Source organism: Hymenobacter arcticus (genome assembly GCF_054779975.1).
In genome coordinates this window covers 369,349-383,751 of the sequence record NZ_BAAGXF010000003.1, presented here as the reverse complement: position 1 = coordinate 383,751, position 14,403 = coordinate 369,349, and the positions used below count along the sequence as shown (strand labels likewise).

The window sequence follows — 14,403 nt, the reverse complement described above, 5'->3', positions numbered from 1 at the left end:
CTCGCAATGACAGGCGACTTTTGGGCCCGCCCCAAAAGCCCTCCTACTTGCCTGTCACCTTGAACTCGGTGCGGCGGTTGAGCTGGCGGCCGCCGGCGCTGGTGTTGGGGGCCACGGGGCGGGTGTCGCCGTAGCCGGCAGCGGCCAGGCGGGCGGCGGCCACGCCGTGCTGCGTGAGGTACGCCACCACGGCCTGAGCGCGGCGCTGGCTCAGGTCCTGGTTGGCGGCGGGCTTGCCGATGTTATCGGTGTGGCCGGCCATTTCGAGGCGCAGGGCGGGCTGCTCGGTGAGCAGCTTGCGGAGGCGCTCCAGCTCGGCCGTGCTCTCGGGGCGCAGGGTGGCTTTGCCGAAGTCGAAGAATATGTTATTCAGCACGATAACCACGCCCACTTCAAGCTTTTTCAAGGGGATGTCCTTCACCACTTCGGCGTAGGCGGCGCCGGCCGGCAGGTCGAAGTTTTCGGAGTGAAACAGGTAGCCCTCCTGCCGCACCACAATACCGTAGTTGAGGCCCGAGGGCAAACTCACGAGGTACTTGCCCGAGGTGGCGTTGCTGTGAAAGGTGGCAATGGCCTGGCCCGTTTTGTTGTCGATGAGGTCGATGTTGGCTTCCAGCGGCTGGTGGGTGGCGTCATCCGTTACGGTGCCTTTGAGGATGGTGACCTGGGCCGTGGCCACCGCCACCGGCGGGGCCAGCAGCGTTTGGGGCTGGGGCGCGAGGCGCGAGGCCAGCAACTGGCTTTCCTCGCTGAGCACGGGCGGCTTTTCGGGGCCCAGAAAGGTGATGCGGTAAATGTCTTTGCTGCCCAGGCCGCCCGGCCGCTCGGAGGCGTAGTAGCCGTGCCGCCCCGAGGCCGAGGTCACGAAAAACACGTCGTCGTCGGGGGTATTGATGGGCCAGCCCAGGTTTTCGGGCTCGCCCCACTTGCCGTCGGCGAAGGTCGATTTGAAAATGTCGTAGCCCCCCATCGAGTTGTGGCCCTCCGACGAAAAGTACAGCGTTTTGCCGTCGGGCATCAGAAACACCGCCTCCTCGCCGTAGGGCGTGTTGATGACCGGGCCCAGGTTTTCGGCCGGCGCGCGCCCGTCGATTTCCACCTTGTAGATGTCGCGGCCCCCGCGCCCGCCCTCGGCCTTGTCGCTCACAAAGTACAGGTAGCGCCCATCGGGCGAGTAGGCCGCCGACGACTCGTGGGCCTTGGAATTAATGCGGCTACCCAGTCGCTGGGGCTTGCCCCAGGCCGTGCCTTTGAGGGTAGTTTCCTCGATATCGCCGCCATTAGCGTCGGCGTACACGAGCAGGCGCTGGCCATCGGGGGCCAGGCCCACAGTGGCGTCGTGCCCCTCGCCGTTCACGGGGGCGCCCAACGAAGTAGCTGGTGCCCAGGCCTTACCGAGCCAGGCCGTTTGGTAAATATCCTCGAAGTAGCTGTCGCCATCGGGGTCTTTGGGGGCGTTGGCCCGGCTGGGGCGGCGCGAGGTAAAGAGCAACGCCGCCTCATCGGCCGACACCACGGGGCCGTAGTCGGAATACGCGGAGTTGACTTCCGGGCCAGCGTTGTCGATGAACACGCGGGCGGGGTGGGTTGAGAGCTCCTGGCCGTTGCGGCACTCGCGCACGCGGCGGGCCAGGTCCTCGGCCGTTATCACCAGCGGGTCATCGGCCGCTTTGCGGCCCCCGGCGAGCGGACCGGCCAGCTGGTATTCCTTGATGGCCTCGGCCCACTTGGCGCTCAGGTGCAGGGCGCGGGCCAGCAGGTAGTGCGTGCGCGGGTCGGCGCTGGGCGCCAGCTTCTGGGCGCGCTGGAGGTAGCTCAGCGCCTGGGCCTTGGTGCCCGAGTGCAGGTAACAGTCTCCTAATTTGATGTTTAGCTCTGCGTTATCGGGGTTGAATTGCTGGGCCGCCAGGTAGTGCGGCAGGGCCAGCTGGTAGCGGGGTGGGTCGGCGTGGTATTCGGCGTCGCCAGCCTTCAGCTCGCGCAGCGCTTCCCGCAGCCCCTGCTTGTCCTCACTAAACTTCTCCTTCGAAAACTCCACGCCCTGGGCGTGGGCCGGGCCGGCCAGCAACCCACCCAGCACCGCGGCGCCCGCGGCAATCCTCCGTACCTTCACCACCTTATAAAGTTAACTTGTTGTTTAATAATTACTTATTTACTGACACTTCAGCCGCCTCGCCCGCGCAGCCCGCGGCGGCGGCGTAGCCATTGCCCTCGGCCCGGCCCAGGGCGGCGGCGTGGCGCCAGTCCTGGCAGGCCTCGTCGGCCTGGCGCAGCATTTCGCGGGCGTGGCCCCGGTTGAGGTAGGCCTCGGCGTACTGCGGGTTGAGGCGCAGGGCCTCGGTGGCATCGGCCACGGCCTTGGCGTACTGGGTTAGCTTGAGCTCGGCGGCGGCCCGGTTGTTCCAGGCGTAGGCATACTTGGGGTCGAGGGCCACGGCGCGGTCGCAGTCGGCTATTGCCCCGGCGTAATCCTTATTTTCGAAGCGCGCGTTGCCGCGGTTGGTGTAAGCCAGCGGGTTATCGGTTTTTTGGGCTAGGTACGCGTCGTAGTCGCGCAGGGCCTCCGGCAATTGGCCGGTGCGGCGCTCGGCGGCGGCCCGGTTGAGCAGCGCCGGCAGTAGCGCGGGCTGCAAGGCCAGGGCCTGGGTGTAGTCGGGCACGGCGGCGGCGTAGTGGCCCAGGCGCAGGTTGGTGCTGGCGCGGTCGTGATAGGCGTAGGCCTGGGCGGGGTCGGCTTGCACAGCCCCGTCGAAGTCAGTGAGGGCGGCCTCATACTCCCCCTTTTCGAAGCGCAGCACGCCCCGGTTGTACCAGGCCGGCGCGTAGGCGGGGTTGGCCTTCAGCGCCTCGCCGTAGTCGGCTTCGGCCTCGGGAGCGCGGCCGGCGGCCTCGCGCACCTGCCCCCGGCCGAAGTAGTGGGCGTAGCTGGTGGGCTCCAGCTTCAGGGCTTGGTCGTAGTCGGCCTCGGCGGCCGGGTAGTCTTTGAGGGCCAGTCGGGTAGCGGCCCGGTTAGCGTAGGCGGGCGCAAAGTCAGGCTTGGCAGCCAGGGCCTGCCCAAAGCTGGCCAGCGCGGCCGGGTAGTTCTGGGCTTTGTAGCTGGCCAAGCCGGCGTTGTAGGCCTTTTCAGCCAGCTGCGGGCCGGGCAGCGTGCTGGCCCGCACGGTATCGACCTGGGCCCAGGCTGGCGCGGCGGCCAGCAGCCCGGCGAGCCCCAGCCCCCAGGTGAGCAACGTAGTAGTTCGCGGCATAGAAATATGCTGGCCCCAAAGGGTAGCTCCGCGAAGGTAACGGCCCGGTTTGCGCGCATCAAGAGTTCTGTAGATGGTTCTGCTTAGACTGCAAATTTTTCGGCTTACCCTCCTACTACCGGCGCAAATACTGCTTATGAGCAGCGGCAAAAGCTATAACCCGCTAGCGGTGTAAGCTGCCCACCGACATGCGCCTGATTTACCACCCTATGCGCCCGCCCGCAGCGGCGCGTGGCCCAGTGGCAGTGGTGGGATAGCACTTGATAATGGATATAGGAAGCTTTGCCACTTTCTTTGGGGAAAACCTTCGCCGGTTACCATGAGCTTCCTTCGTAAAATAAAGCAGTTATTCCAGCCGCTCCCGGTTGAAACGACCCCGGCTGCCAGTAACGAAGCGCAGCCGGCTAGCCTCAACCAGCTGTTTCAGGAGCAGCTACTGGCTGCTATCCAGCAAAGCTTTCCGGCCCTTGAAGTGGCCTGGCACGAGGAGTACCTGCGCCTGAAACCCACTGGCCTGATGTTGGCTACGGAAGTTTTGGGCCAAACCAGGCATCCGAACGCTTTTACCTGCACATTGGGCGTGCGGGTATTCCATCAGGCTTACTTTCCTGACGGTATAGCCGATTTTCTGGCCGGCATCGGTGAGGATGAGCTAACGGCTGTTACCAACGGGGCCAGTAATTATGTGGAGGGTATGCTACCCACTATACTCGAAGGCATAAGCGCCCAACACGACCCGGCCCTGGATATTCTGGCCCCGTCGGGCGAGCCTATCTGGCATCCCCTCATGGGCCTCTTGCAAGTGCAAGGCGCTTGGTCGGCGCATAGTGCCGACCTAGAGGATACGCATTTTTTTGAGCTACTTAGGCCCGCGTTGCTGGCGCACCTCTCACCCGAGCCGTTCCACTGGCTGAAGGTCTACATTAGTCGGCAGCCAGCAGGGGAAATCATTAGCGAATGCTTGCTCGACAACCAACCGTGGCCGGAAGGACTGGCCCTCTTACAAGCGGAAGCCAGCGCCTGGCCCCGTAGCGGCCAGTTTGCCGGGCAAAAGCAATTTATGTTATTCCGAAAGTGCGGGCTGGCCTGATACTGCGCGCCCGCTTCACCAGCCCAGCCACCCCTGCAACCGCTCGCCCAGCCGGCGCAGCGCCCGCAGGTAGCGCGACATGGCCAGGTACAGGGTACTCACCCAAGCCCCGGTGGCCAGCCAGCCGGCCAGCACGTCGGAGGGATAATGCGCCGACAGGTAGAGGCGCGACCAAGCCACGCCCAGCGCAAAAGCCAGCCCCACGCCCCAGGCAGCCCAGCCCCCCCGCGTGGGCCAGCAGATAATGCCCACCGTACAGGCTAGCGCCAGCGAAGCCATCGTGTGGCCACTCGGGAAGCTGGGGTCGGGCAGCATGGTGGGAGCCTCGAAGCAAACCTGATGATAAAAATTGGGCCGCAGGCGGTCGAAGTAGTATTTGGCCAGCAGGTTGAGAGCCATGGTGCCGCCCACCGCACCGGCGGCAAAAACCAGGGCGTGGTAGCGCCGCTGGCGTAGCAGCCAAGCCGCCCCTAGCGCCGCCAACCCGTACACCGCCCACCACACGGGGCCGCCCAGGGCACTCAGCTGGTCGGCCAGGGTGCAGAGCATGGGGGTGGGGTGCTGATGCAGAAAGTTGAGGATGGGCCGGTCGAAGGGAAACCCGTGGTCGGCCTGCAAACGGTCCTCACGCAGCTCATGGGCTACCTCGGCAAACAGGCCCCACGCTCCCACGATGACGGCCAGCAGTAGCAGTAAAAAGCGGTGGCGGCGCACCTGGTGCCGGGCGGCGGTGAGGGACGAGGAGGGCATAAGTGGCGAGGAAAGGATGCCGCCGGGACCAGCCGCCCGTAAAGGCTCACCCGAAATCAGCCCCTATATAACGCAAAACCGCCGCCAAAGCCCCTCACGGGAAGCCCTGACGGCGGTTCACACTGGTAATCAACTAATTTACTCAGCTTTCTTCTCAAATGCCCGCCAGTCGAGCTCGCCGGTGTCGCGGCGGCGCAGGAAGTAGCTCTGGTCGTCGTCCTTGTTTTTGCCAAACGTGAGGTCGGCGCGGCACGAGAGGCACTTGATGGACGTGTACTTGTACTTGCCCTGGGCCACGCGGCTGGTCAGGTCGAGGTTGTCGGAGCCGCAGAGGCCACAGGCCGCCACGTCAGGAAAGCTCAGGCGGTCGTACTCGGCCACGGTTTCGTGGAGGTTGCTGCCTTGCACGGTGAAGTGGAATTGCCGGCGCCCAATGCGCTTGCTGGTCATCATCTGTAACATAGAAAGGGGCGTCTGATTGACGGTTTAAAGGTACGCCGGCCGCGCTGATTTACCAATAATATTGGCAAAATTTAACCGATTATTCCCAATAATATTAGCTGGATTACTGCCGCACAAAGCGTAGTGTTTGCACCGCGCCACCCGCCACGGGCTGCACCGTGCAGAGGTAAACGCCCGGCGCGAGGCGGCGGGCCGGCAAGCGCAGCGCCGCCGTGGCGGCGGGGCTGGCGGGCAGCTGCTGCTCACTCACCAGCGCGCCTTTTACGTCAAGCAGGCGCACCCGCAGCACCTGCCCGCGCAGGCTGGGCGGCAGGGCCAGCGTGAGCTCATCGAGGTGGCTGGGGTTGGGAAAGACAGCCAGCTTGGCTTCGGGGGTAACCACCGCTTCGGTGGTGGCCAGGGGCGTGCCGGGCCGCAGCAAGTTATAGGAGGTCACGAAGTTGACGATGCCCCAGCCCAGGGTATTGTCGGGGCTTTGGGCCTGCGACGCGCCATTTTTGAGGGCCGTGATGACTTGCTGAGCCGTGAGTGTGGGGTTGGCCTGCCAAAAGCCCGCCACCAGGCCCGCCAGCTCGGGGCAGGCGTAGGAGGTGCCGTTGCCGCGCACGGGCACCCCCGTGGGCGTGAGCACCGCCGAGGCCACCCCCATGGCCGACAGCGTAGGCTTGATGCGCCCGTCGGCCGTGGGACCGTAGGAGCTGAAAACGGCGTGGTTGCGCAGCGAATCAACGGCTCCCACCGAGATAATGCTGTCGGCATCGGCGGGCACGCCGATGTAGCGCCAGCTGTTACCGCCGTCGTTGCCAGCCGCGTTTACCACGACCATGCCGGCGCGGGCGGCCCCGAGCGCGGCCCGGCTGCCGAGGGCCGTGCGGCCGTCGAGCTGGGCGTAGGTGTGCGAAAGCGTGGCATCATCGAAGGTGGTGTAACCCAGCGACGAGCTGATGACGTCCACCCCGGCCGAGTCGGCGTACTCGGCGGCGGCCAGCCAGTTAGCCTCCTCCATAGGCGACTCGCTGTCAACATCTTCCGTCACAATAAGATGGAATGCGGCGTGCGGCGCGGTGCCCACGTAGTAGCCCGGCAGCTCGCCCCCAATGGCGGAGAAGCAAGCCGTGCCGTGGCCGTTGCGCAGGTACACCTGCCGGCCACCGTCCACGAAGTTGCGGGTGCTGGCCACCCGCCCCTGCTGCTGCGCGGCTTGCAGCGTGGTGATTTGGTCGGCCCCCGGAAAGCCGGCGTCGAAGACGGCCAGCTGCATGTTTTCACCCCGAAAACCGGCGTTGTGCATGGCGATAGCCCCGATTAGCTGGTTTTGGGCGTAGGCCTTGCCGTAGGTGGCGCGCGGGGTGGTGGGCGTGGGCGGTATGGGCATGGCGGGCACGGCCGGGGCCGCCCGCGGCGCCTGCGGCAGCACCCGGCTCAGCAGCTGGGCACTACCCACGGCGGGCAACTGCTGCACCTGCACCAGGGTAGCCGAGTCGCAAGCCAGCACCGCGCCATTGAGCCAGCGTGAGGTAAACACCACCTGCGGCCGGCCGCTCACGGCGCGCACCTGGGTGAGGTAAGCAGGGCTCACGGGCAGGTCGCGCGGGCGCACCGCAATGCCCTGGCGCGTGCGCCGGGCCACCGCCCGCGCCGACAAAAATGCCTGCGGCTGCCCCACGGTGTAGGGCGTGCCGGCTTTGTCCTTGAACGTCACGAAGTAACGGCGCACGGTCCCGGTTTGGGCCTGGGCGGCCGGGGCCAAGCCCAGCAGGCCGGCCAGCAGCACGGCAGCCGGCCAAAACATATTTTTCATACGATGCAGGATAAGTACCACGAAAATAGGCGCTATGGGCTAGGAATAGCCGGCCGCATAGCCGCTAAACAACAACCGGCCGGCTCGCTGGGTAGCAAGCCGGCCGGTTAGCAGTAGTTTATCGTTTGCCTTAAACTGCGTGCGCAGCTACAGCGTACCGGACTCGATGAGCGTTTCGCGGCGTGCCTGCCCACTCTGCACTACGCCCGGCGTAATAGTTTGCGAGCCGTCGGGGTTGGTAATGAAGGTATTATAACTGAAGCGGCGGCGTAGCACCAGGCCCACGCCACTGGCGTATACTTGCCGCAGGCCCCGCTGGTAGAGCAGGTTCACGTCTTCCGAGCCCGTATCCAGGGTGGTGCGGGTGCTCACCGTGTTATCGTACGTTTTGGCGGGCGCGCCGGGCACGGCGGGTGTGGTGTAGGGGGTGGCTACGCTGGGTCCGTAGTAGCGGGTGAGGCTGGTAATGGTGTCGGGCGAGGCCGTGAAGGCCTTGTAGTTCCAGCCCTGCGCGGCCCGCGCCGGGTAGATAAGCTCCACCGTGCGCACGTTGTTGCGGGTGAGCAGCACAGCCCGGGGCAGCGGCTGCACCACAAAGGCGCTGTCGTCGGCCCAGGCGGCGGCGGCGCTGGGGCGCTTGGAGCGGATGAGGCGGTAGGCCGTTTTGCCCGCCGCGTCGGTAAACTGCTCGCTCACGCGCTCCCGAAACTGGTAGTTGGTAACCGTGGGCCGGCCGCCGGTCCAGCTGGAGTCGGTTACGGCGTAGGTGCGGTAAGAGCCCACCGCCACCGGGAAGTAGTCGTCGTAGGCGGGCATTATCAGCACATCATGGCGGCAGCCGGCCAGCAGGCCCGCGGCCAGCAGCCCCCCCAGCGCCCCGCGCCGGCCCCCCTTCGTAAACAAGCGAAAAACTGGGTTCATAAAGCAGAAAAATGGGCGGGGGCCTCGCGGCAGCCCCGCCCGTTCAGGTTTCTAAGGTACTCAAGCCGGTCGGTTTGACAGAGGGAATTAAAAATTAAAAATGAAGAATTAAAAATTTGATAGTCTTATTTTTAATTCTTCATTTTTAATTCCCTACAAAACCAGTGCTACGCCACGACGTCAGCCAGCGCGGCCGGCACCGGCACTTCGCCAATCACGTGGCGCTCAATCCAGCCGCCGCCCAGCACGTCGTCGCCGTCGTAGAACACGGCCGCCTGGCCCGGCGTAATGGCGTGCACCGGCTCGGTGAAATAGATGTTGATTTTATCACCGGTTTGCTCCAGAAACGCCGGCGAGCCCGCGTGGTGGTAGCGCACCTTCACCACGGCCGGCACCAGGCCGCGGCCTTCGAGGTTGCCCACTTTGCCCATGTTGAGCTTGTGCACCGTGGTGGCAGTGCTGGCCAGCTCGTCGTAATTGCCCAGTACCACTTCGTTGGTATCGGGCCGAATATCAGTTACATAAATCGGGAAGCCCAGCGCAATACCCAACCCCTTGCGCTGCCCAATCGTGTAGAACGGGTAGCCCTCGTGGCGGCCCACCTCGGTGCCGTCGGCCAGCACGAAGCGGCCACCGGCCACACGAGCCTCCAGGCCCGGCACGCGGCGGCGTAGGAAGCTGCGGTAGTCGTTATCAGGAATGAAGCAGATTTCGTAGCTCTCGGGCTTGTTGACCAGCGCCGTGAAGCCGCGGCGGCGGGCCTCGTCGTAAATCTCGGTTTTGCGCATGGCCCCCAGCGGAAACAGCGTGCGGCTGAGGCTTTGCTGCGTCACGCCCCACAGGGCATAGCTTTGGTCCTTATTTTCGTCGAGGCCTTTGCTCACGATAAAGCGCCCACTGTCAGCATCTTGCCGAATTTGGGCGTAGTGGCCGGTGGCGATAAACTCGCAGCCGAGCTGGTCGGCCCGGCGCAGCAGGGCATCCCACTTGATGTGGGTGTTGCAGAGCACGCAGGGGTTGGGGGTGCGGCCGGCCAGGTATTCGCTGGTGAAGTTGTCAATGACAAAATCGCCGAATTCTTCCCGAATATCAATGATGTAGTGCGGGAAGCCCAGGCGCACGGCAATGTCGCGGGCATCGTTGATGCTGTCGAGCGAGCAGCAGCCGGTCTCCTTTTTGGAGCCGCCGGCCGTGGCGTAGTCCCAGGTTTTCATCGTCATGCCGACGACTTCGTAGCCGGCTTCGTGCAGCAGCACGGCGGCCACCGACGAGTCGATGCCGCCACTCATGGCCACGAGTACGCGGCCCTTGGTTGGGGTTGGGGTCATTACAGGGGCTAAACCACTCCGGGAGGTGAACGTTCCGACTGGCGCCACTACAAAGTTACCACTGCTTCATTTAACAGTCGCTTGGCTGGCCACCACCAAACGAATGCCCAGTTAGCCGCACCTTTGTACCGCCGGGCAGTTTGGCAGCCAATCACCAGATTGCCCACTGATAACTGGTAAATGTTAACTGAATAACTGTTAAATGTCTCTCGCTCTTCCCGTGCTCGTGCGCGGCATCAATAACCTGTCCGACGCCCGCTACTGCGCCGGCATGGGGGCCCAGGGCCTCATTTTCACGCTCGATGCCAACCTGCCCGGGGCCGTAGATGCGGCCACCGCCCGCGAGTTGGCCGGCTGGGTGGCCGGCGTCGACCTCATCGGCGAGTTTGGCCACGTGGCGGGCCCCGAAATCAACCGCCTGGTGGAGGAATGTGGCCTCACGGGCGTGCTACTGCGCCTCGACCGCGACCGCCAGGCCTGGCCCGAGGGCCTGGCCGTGCCCGCCGTTATCGAGGTGCCGTCCAACCTGCTCATCAAGCAGCACCTCTACGCGGCGGCCATTGCCGACCTCACGGCGGCGCTGCCCCAGGGGTTTGCCCTTTTTACTACGCCGCCCCTGCCCTACTCGGCCGACTACGCCTACTGGCACCAGCTGGCCCGGCAAGCCCCCCTGTGGCTGGCCAGCCCCACCGACCCCACCGAGGCCGCCGACCTGGCCCAGCAGGTGCATCCCGCGGGCCTCATCCTGGCCGGCGGCGACGAGATAAAGCCCGGCCTGCGCGACTTCACGGAGCTCGAAGCCGTGTTTGAAGCCCTGGAAGAGGCGTAGCCTTTGCCCCAAACCAACGAGTACCCGCCCGGCCCGCCGGCGCAGCTTAACCCGCCTGCGCAGGCGGGCCGGGCCATTACCGACAAACTACCCGAGCGCCCTGAATAGTAATTTACTAATTTCAAACAGGATAGCGGGGCGTTGAACGGCGATTGTCTCTTTTTGGGACTAATCGGCAAACCACCGCCCGAATGCCCGCCGTAAGTGACCCGCTGCTTCGCCTGAGGGTTACTTTCCGCTGGGCCATTTGCCGTTGCTCATGTCTACTCGATACCTCCCGACGCTCCTGCTCGCCCTCGGAGCAACGCTCACCGGGCAGGCCCAAACGGCCCGCTCTTCCAAGCCGCTCACCATGCTAGTGGCGCAGCAGCTGACCACCGAACCGGCCGCCACCCCCACCAAAAGCCCCACCTACCGCCTCACGGGGCGCGTGTTCAGCCCCCTGGGCCGCCCGCTGCCGGGCGCCACGCTCTCGGTGCCGGGCACAGCCAACATCGTGAGTACCGACGCCGCCGGCCGGTTTACCCTCACGCTGCCCGCCAGCACCGGCAGCACGCTGGTGGCGGGCTACGCTGGCTACGAAGACCAAACGCTCAAAGTAAGTGCCGGCGCTACCGCCCCGCTCACCGTGAACCTGCGGCCCACCACGGCCGCTTCTAGCAAAGGCCCCGCCCGCGCCCTGCGCACCGGCGACCTGGCCCCCGATTTTGAGCTACCCACCACTACGGGCACGCTATTCAAGCTCAGCGCGCACCGGGGCCACCCCGTGGTGCTCTATTTTTATCCTAAGGATGGCTCGTCGGGCTGTACTAAGGAGGCCTGCTCGTTTCGCGACCAGTATCAGGACTTTACCGACCTCGGGGCGGAGGTTATCGGCATCAGCTCCGACGATGCGCAGTCGCACCAGCAGTTCACCCAGAAGTACCAGCTACCCTTCCCGCTGCTGAGCGATGCAGGCGGCCAGCTGCGCAAGCAATACGCCGTGCCCCGGGCCGCGCTGGGCCTACTGCCCGGCCGCGTCACCTACGTGCTCGATGGCGAAGGCCGCGTGCGCTACGTTTTCAACTCACTCAGCGAGGCCACCAGCCACGTGCTGAACGCCAAGGAGATACTGCGCGATATTAAGTAGATAATAATCTGATTGCAAGCTACTTATATAAAACTACGCCGGCGCTGCGCCCACCTGAAACCGCACGTACTTGATGGGCACGCCCACAGCGCGGTATTTGCCCTCAAAGTGCGTTTGGATGGCCTGCGCAGCGGCAAAAGCCGGGTCGGTTTCGGCGTATAGGTCGCGGGTGGCTACCTCAATCGCCGCCCCGGGCCGGTTGGCCAGCGCTTCCAGGGTGTAGTCGTAGAGGTCCTCGCTGTCGGTTTTGAGCTGGGCCACGCCGCCGGGGGCCAGCAGCGTGTGGTACATATTGAGGAAGCGCGGCGAGGTGAGCCGGCGCTTGATATCGCGGTCGCGGGGGCGCGGGTCGGGAAAGGTTATCCAGATTTCGCTGAGTTCGCCGGGGCCGAAATGCTCGGTGAGCTGGTGGGCCATGAGGCGCAGGAAGCCCACGTTCGTCAAACCCAGGGCGGCGGCGCGAGTGCTGCCTCGCCAAATGCGCTCGCCCTTGATGTCGAGGCCCAGGAAGTTTTGCTTGGGGTGGCGCTGGGCCAGACCCACGGTATACTCGCCCTTGCCGCAGCCCACTTCGAGCACCAGCGGGTGGTTGTTCTGAAAAAAATCGGCGGCCCAGTGGCCACTTAGCTGGCCAAAGCTGGCCTTGCCGGGCTCTACAATGTCGGGGCGGGTGGCGTTATCGGCAAAGCGCTGGAGTTTGATGCGGGGCACGGCAGCTGGAATTTTTAAGCTAAAAGGGCCGCAAAACTACGCCCGCCGGCTGGCTTTTAGTGGCCGGCCTACGGGCGCGGGGCTTCGTCGGCCGCCGCCCCGCCGAAGTACTTGCCCACAATAACGCTGATAACGAACACGTCGTAGAAGTGCCCCAGCAGAATAGTGGCCTTGCGGGCAACGTTGCTCACGGGCACAATGTCGCCATAGCCCACGGTGAGCAGCGTCACGAAGCTGAAGTAATTGAGCACCTGCACATTACCCGGCCCCTGCCCCACGTCGGTAAACGCCCCCGGCTGCACCACATTAATGATGACGAACACGAACGTACCCACCATGCCCAGCAGCACGAAGCCGCACATGGTAGCCGCCAGCAACTCCGTCGTGACCCGTCTGGTAGCCAGCACCTTACGAAAAATACGGTGCGTAATGGAAAAGCAGAATACGCTGTACGCCGCCCCCGTGTAGGCGCGCACCGTGGCCCAGCCCCACACCTGGGCCGCAATTTCCAGGCCCAGCACCACCAGCAGGCTAGCCAGCAGCACCCAGGGCCGCTCTTCCCAAAATGCCAGCACGCCCACCAGCATATTTTGCAGCAGCAGCGCCGCAAACAGCCGGGGGGCGGCGCTGGCCGGCACGAAGCCCGAGCCTAATACCAAAAATAACAAGCTGCCCATCAGTAGCTTATACCGGTGGTAAGCCATTTGCGCAACGTACGGGTGCCGGAGGTAGCTCATGGGCCCCAAGTACGGCAGGCCCCGGCGTACTGCCCGCCGGGGTTACCCATATAACTCCGCCACCTCGGCTACCACGAAGGTGCTGCCGCCGATAAACACCACGTCGGCCGGGCCGGCCGCGGCGCGGGCAGCGGCCACGGCCGCCGCCACCGGCCCGTAGGCCCGCCCCGTGAGGCCGGCCGCCGCCGCCTGGGTGGCCAGCTCATCGGCCGGCAGGGCGCGGGGAATGTCGGCCTGGCAGAAATAATAGGTGGCCGCGGGCGGCAATAAGGCCAGTACCTTGCTGATATCCTTGTCGTTAACTACCCCGATTACCATGTATAGGTGCTCGTGCGGCACCCGCGCCAGCTGGGCCAGCACCAGCCGCATGCCGGCTTCATTATGGCCCGTATCGGCCACCACCAGCGGCTGCCGGCCAATGATGCTCCAGCGGCCGCGCAGGCCGGTGAGGCGCGTCACCTCGCGCAGGCCCTGGCGCAGGGCGCTTTCCGGGATGATGAAGCCCTGGGCGCGCAGCTCGTCGAGGGTGGCCAGCACGCCGGGCAGGTTCAGGCGCTGGTAGTCGCCGAGCAGGCCCAGTTCCACGTTACGCAGCCAGGGCTGGCCATGGCGCCACACGTCGAGCAGCTGCACGGCGGCCTCGCCGGAGGGCGCGGGGTCGCCGGCCACCCGCGCCTCGTAGCGCGTGTCGGCAAAGAGCAGCGGGCTCTCCTCCTGCTGGGCTTTATCCTTGAAAACTGCGGCTACTTCGGGCTGCGTTTGGCTGACTACCACGGGCCGGCCAGGCTTGATAATCCCGGCTTTTTCACCGGCTATCTCGGGCAGCGTATTGCCCAACATGGCCTGGTGGTCGTAGCTGATATTGGTGATGAGCGAGACGAGTGGCGTGATGATGTTGGTCGAGTCGAGCCGGCCGCCCAGGCCCACTTCCACCACGGCGATATCAACCCGCTCGGCGGCGAAGTAGTCGAAGGCCAGCGCCACGCACATCTCAAAAAAGGAAGGCTCGATTTCGGCAAACAGCGGGCGGTGCGCTTCCACCCATTTCACCAGAAAGGCCGGGGCCAGCTCCTGCCCATTCACCCGGATGCGCTCGGTGAACTCGCGCAGGTGCGGCGAGGTATAAAGGCCCACCTGATAGCCGGCGCTGCGCAGCACCGCCGCCAGCAGGTGCGACGACGAACCCTTGCCATTGGTACCCGCCACGTGCACGCTTTTAAACTGCGTTTCGGGGTGGCCCAGGGCGGCGGCAAGCGCCTCCGTATTACCCAAGCCTTTCTTGAAGCCTGCCGGTCCTACCCGCTGATACATGGGTAGTTGTGCGTAGAGCCAAGCTAGTGTTTCGGGATAGTTCATGATGACATATTGTGGTCGTCTGCATTAACTAACTAGCCTGA

The 14,403-nt window shown here is 64.7% G+C and carries 13 protein-coding genes; 3 read left to right on the top strand and 10 right to left on the bottom strand.

What is annotated here, in order from left to right:
* Positions 1–43 precede the first annotated feature (43 nt).
* Both ACYVGC_RS08035 and ACYVGC_RS08030 read right to left on the bottom strand, forming a co-directional pair.
* A complete protein-coding gene (locus tag ACYVGC_RS08035; protein ID WP_460583292.1) occupies positions 44–2,113 on the bottom strand; it encodes an OmpA family protein in 2,070 nt (689 codons plus the stop codon).
* A 31-nt stretch (positions 2,114–2,144) separates the two neighbouring features.
* On the bottom strand, positions 2,145–3,248 hold the full coding sequence (locus ACYVGC_RS08030) for a tetratricopeptide repeat protein (protein WP_460583291.1): 1,104 nt from the start codon (positions 3,246–3,248) through the stop codon (positions 2,145–2,147).
* A 319-nt stretch (positions 3,249–3,567) separates the two neighbouring features.
* On the opposite strand from ACYVGC_RS08030, the gene ACYVGC_RS08025 reads away from it, so the two are divergent.
* Entirely contained in the window at positions 3,568–4,338 is a 771-nt protein-coding gene (locus ACYVGC_RS08025; RefSeq protein ID WP_460583290.1) for a DUF6348 family protein, read from the top strand.
* Positions 4,339–4,353: 15 nt separating this feature from the next.
* Here ACYVGC_RS08025 and ACYVGC_RS08020 read toward each other — a convergent pair whose 3' ends face one another.
* The 5 genes from ACYVGC_RS08020 to mnmA form a co-directional block, all read right to left on the bottom strand.
* Positions 4,354–5,088, bottom strand: coding sequence for a phosphatase PAP2 family protein (locus ACYVGC_RS08020; protein WP_460583289.1), 735 nt, complete (start codon positions 5,086–5,088; stop codon positions 4,354–4,356).
* Between the two features lie 138 nt (positions 5,089–5,226).
* On the bottom strand, positions 5,227–5,550 hold the full coding sequence (locus tag ACYVGC_RS08015; RefSeq protein WP_460583288.1) for a hypothetical protein: 324 nt from the start codon (positions 5,548–5,550) through the stop codon (positions 5,227–5,229).
* 103 nt (positions 5,551–5,653) lie between these two features.
* Entirely contained in the window at positions 5,654–7,351 is a 1,698-nt protein-coding gene (locus ACYVGC_RS08010; RefSeq protein ID WP_460583287.1) for a S8 family serine peptidase, read from the bottom strand.
* Positions 7,352–7,498: 147 nt separating this feature from the next.
* Positions 7,499–8,272, bottom strand: coding sequence for a hypothetical protein (locus tag ACYVGC_RS08005; protein WP_460583286.1), 774 nt, complete (start codon positions 8,270–8,272; stop codon positions 7,499–7,501).
* 167 nt (positions 8,273–8,439) lie between these two features.
* Positions 8,440–9,600, bottom strand: a complete 1,161-nt coding sequence (gene mnmA / locus ACYVGC_RS08000; protein WP_460583285.1) for an MnmA/TRMU family protein — start codon at positions 9,598–9,600, stop codon at positions 8,440–8,442.
* Between the two features lie 202 nt (positions 9,601–9,802).
* On the opposite strand from mnmA, the gene ACYVGC_RS07995 reads away from it, so the two are divergent.
* Positions 9,803–10,429 (top strand): beta/alpha barrel domain-containing protein, encoded by a 627-nt coding sequence (locus ACYVGC_RS07995; protein WP_460583284.1) that lies wholly within the window; start codon positions 9,803–9,805, stop codon positions 10,427–10,429.
* Between the two features lie 259 nt (positions 10,430–10,688).
* Entirely contained in the window at positions 10,689–11,558 is an 870-nt protein-coding gene (locus ACYVGC_RS07990; protein ID WP_460583283.1) for a redoxin domain-containing protein, read from the top strand.
* A gap of 33 nt (positions 11,559–11,591) precedes the next feature.
* Here the strand turns inward: ACYVGC_RS07990 and trmB are convergent, their stop codons facing one another.
* From trmB to ACYVGC_RS07975, 3 genes are all read right to left on the bottom strand, one after another.
* Entirely contained in the window at positions 11,592–12,269 is a 678-nt protein-coding gene (trmB, locus tag ACYVGC_RS07985) for a tRNA (guanine(46)-N(7))-methyltransferase TrmB (RefSeq protein WP_460583282.1), read from the bottom strand.
* A gap of 68 nt (positions 12,270–12,337) precedes the next feature.
* Positions 12,338–13,006, bottom strand: coding sequence for an ion channel (locus tag ACYVGC_RS07980; protein ID WP_460583281.1), 669 nt, complete (start codon positions 13,004–13,006; stop codon positions 12,338–12,340).
* 42 nt (positions 13,007–13,048) lie between these two features.
* Positions 13,049–14,362, bottom strand: coding sequence for a bifunctional folylpolyglutamate synthase/dihydrofolate synthase (locus tag ACYVGC_RS07975; RefSeq protein WP_460583280.1), 1,314 nt, complete (start codon positions 14,360–14,362; stop codon positions 13,049–13,051).
* Between the last annotated feature and the right edge of the window lie 41 nt (positions 14,363–14,403).

Bases quoted from the DNA above. Each gene is read 5' to 3' on its own strand.
- ACYVGC_RS07990 (WP_460583283.1), top strand. From the start codon at position 10,689: ATGTCTACTCGATACCTCCCGACGCTCCTGCTCGCCCTCGGAGCAACG.
- ACYVGC_RS08015 (WP_460583288.1), bottom strand. From the start codon at position 5,550: ATGTTACAGATGATGACCAGCAAGCGCATTGGGCGCCGGCAATTCCAC.
- ACYVGC_RS07995 (WP_460583284.1), top strand. From the start codon at position 9,803: ATGTCTCTCGCTCTTCCCGTGCTCGTGCGCGGCATCAATAACCTGTCC.
- ACYVGC_RS07980 (WP_460583281.1), bottom strand. From the start codon at position 13,006: ATGAGCTACCTCCGGCACCCGTACGTTGCGCAAATGGCTTACCACCGG.
- ACYVGC_RS08030 (WP_460583291.1), bottom strand. From the start codon at position 3,248: ATGCCGCGAACTACTACGTTGCTCACCTGGGGGCTGGGGCTCGCCGGG.
- ACYVGC_RS08025 (WP_460583290.1), top strand. From the start codon at position 3,568: ATGAGCTTCCTTCGTAAAATAAAGCAGTTATTCCAGCCGCTCCCGGTT.
- ACYVGC_RS07975 (WP_460583280.1), bottom strand. From the start codon at position 14,362: ATGAACTATCCCGAAACACTAGCTTGGCTCTACGCACAACTACCCATG.
- ACYVGC_RS08010 (WP_460583287.1), bottom strand. From the start codon at position 7,351: ATGAAAAATATGTTTTGGCCGGCTGCCGTGCTGCTGGCCGGCCTGCTG.
- ACYVGC_RS08005 (WP_460583286.1), bottom strand. From the start codon at position 8,272: ATGAACCCAGTTTTTCGCTTGTTTACGAAGGGGGGCCGGCGCGGGGCG.
- ACYVGC_RS08020 (WP_460583289.1), bottom strand. From the start codon at position 5,088: ATGCCCTCCTCGTCCCTCACCGCCGCCCGGCACCAGGTGCGCCGCCAC.
- mnmA (WP_460583285.1), bottom strand. From the start codon at position 9,600: ATGACCCCAACCCCAACCAAGGGCCGCGTACTCGTGGCCATGAGTGGC.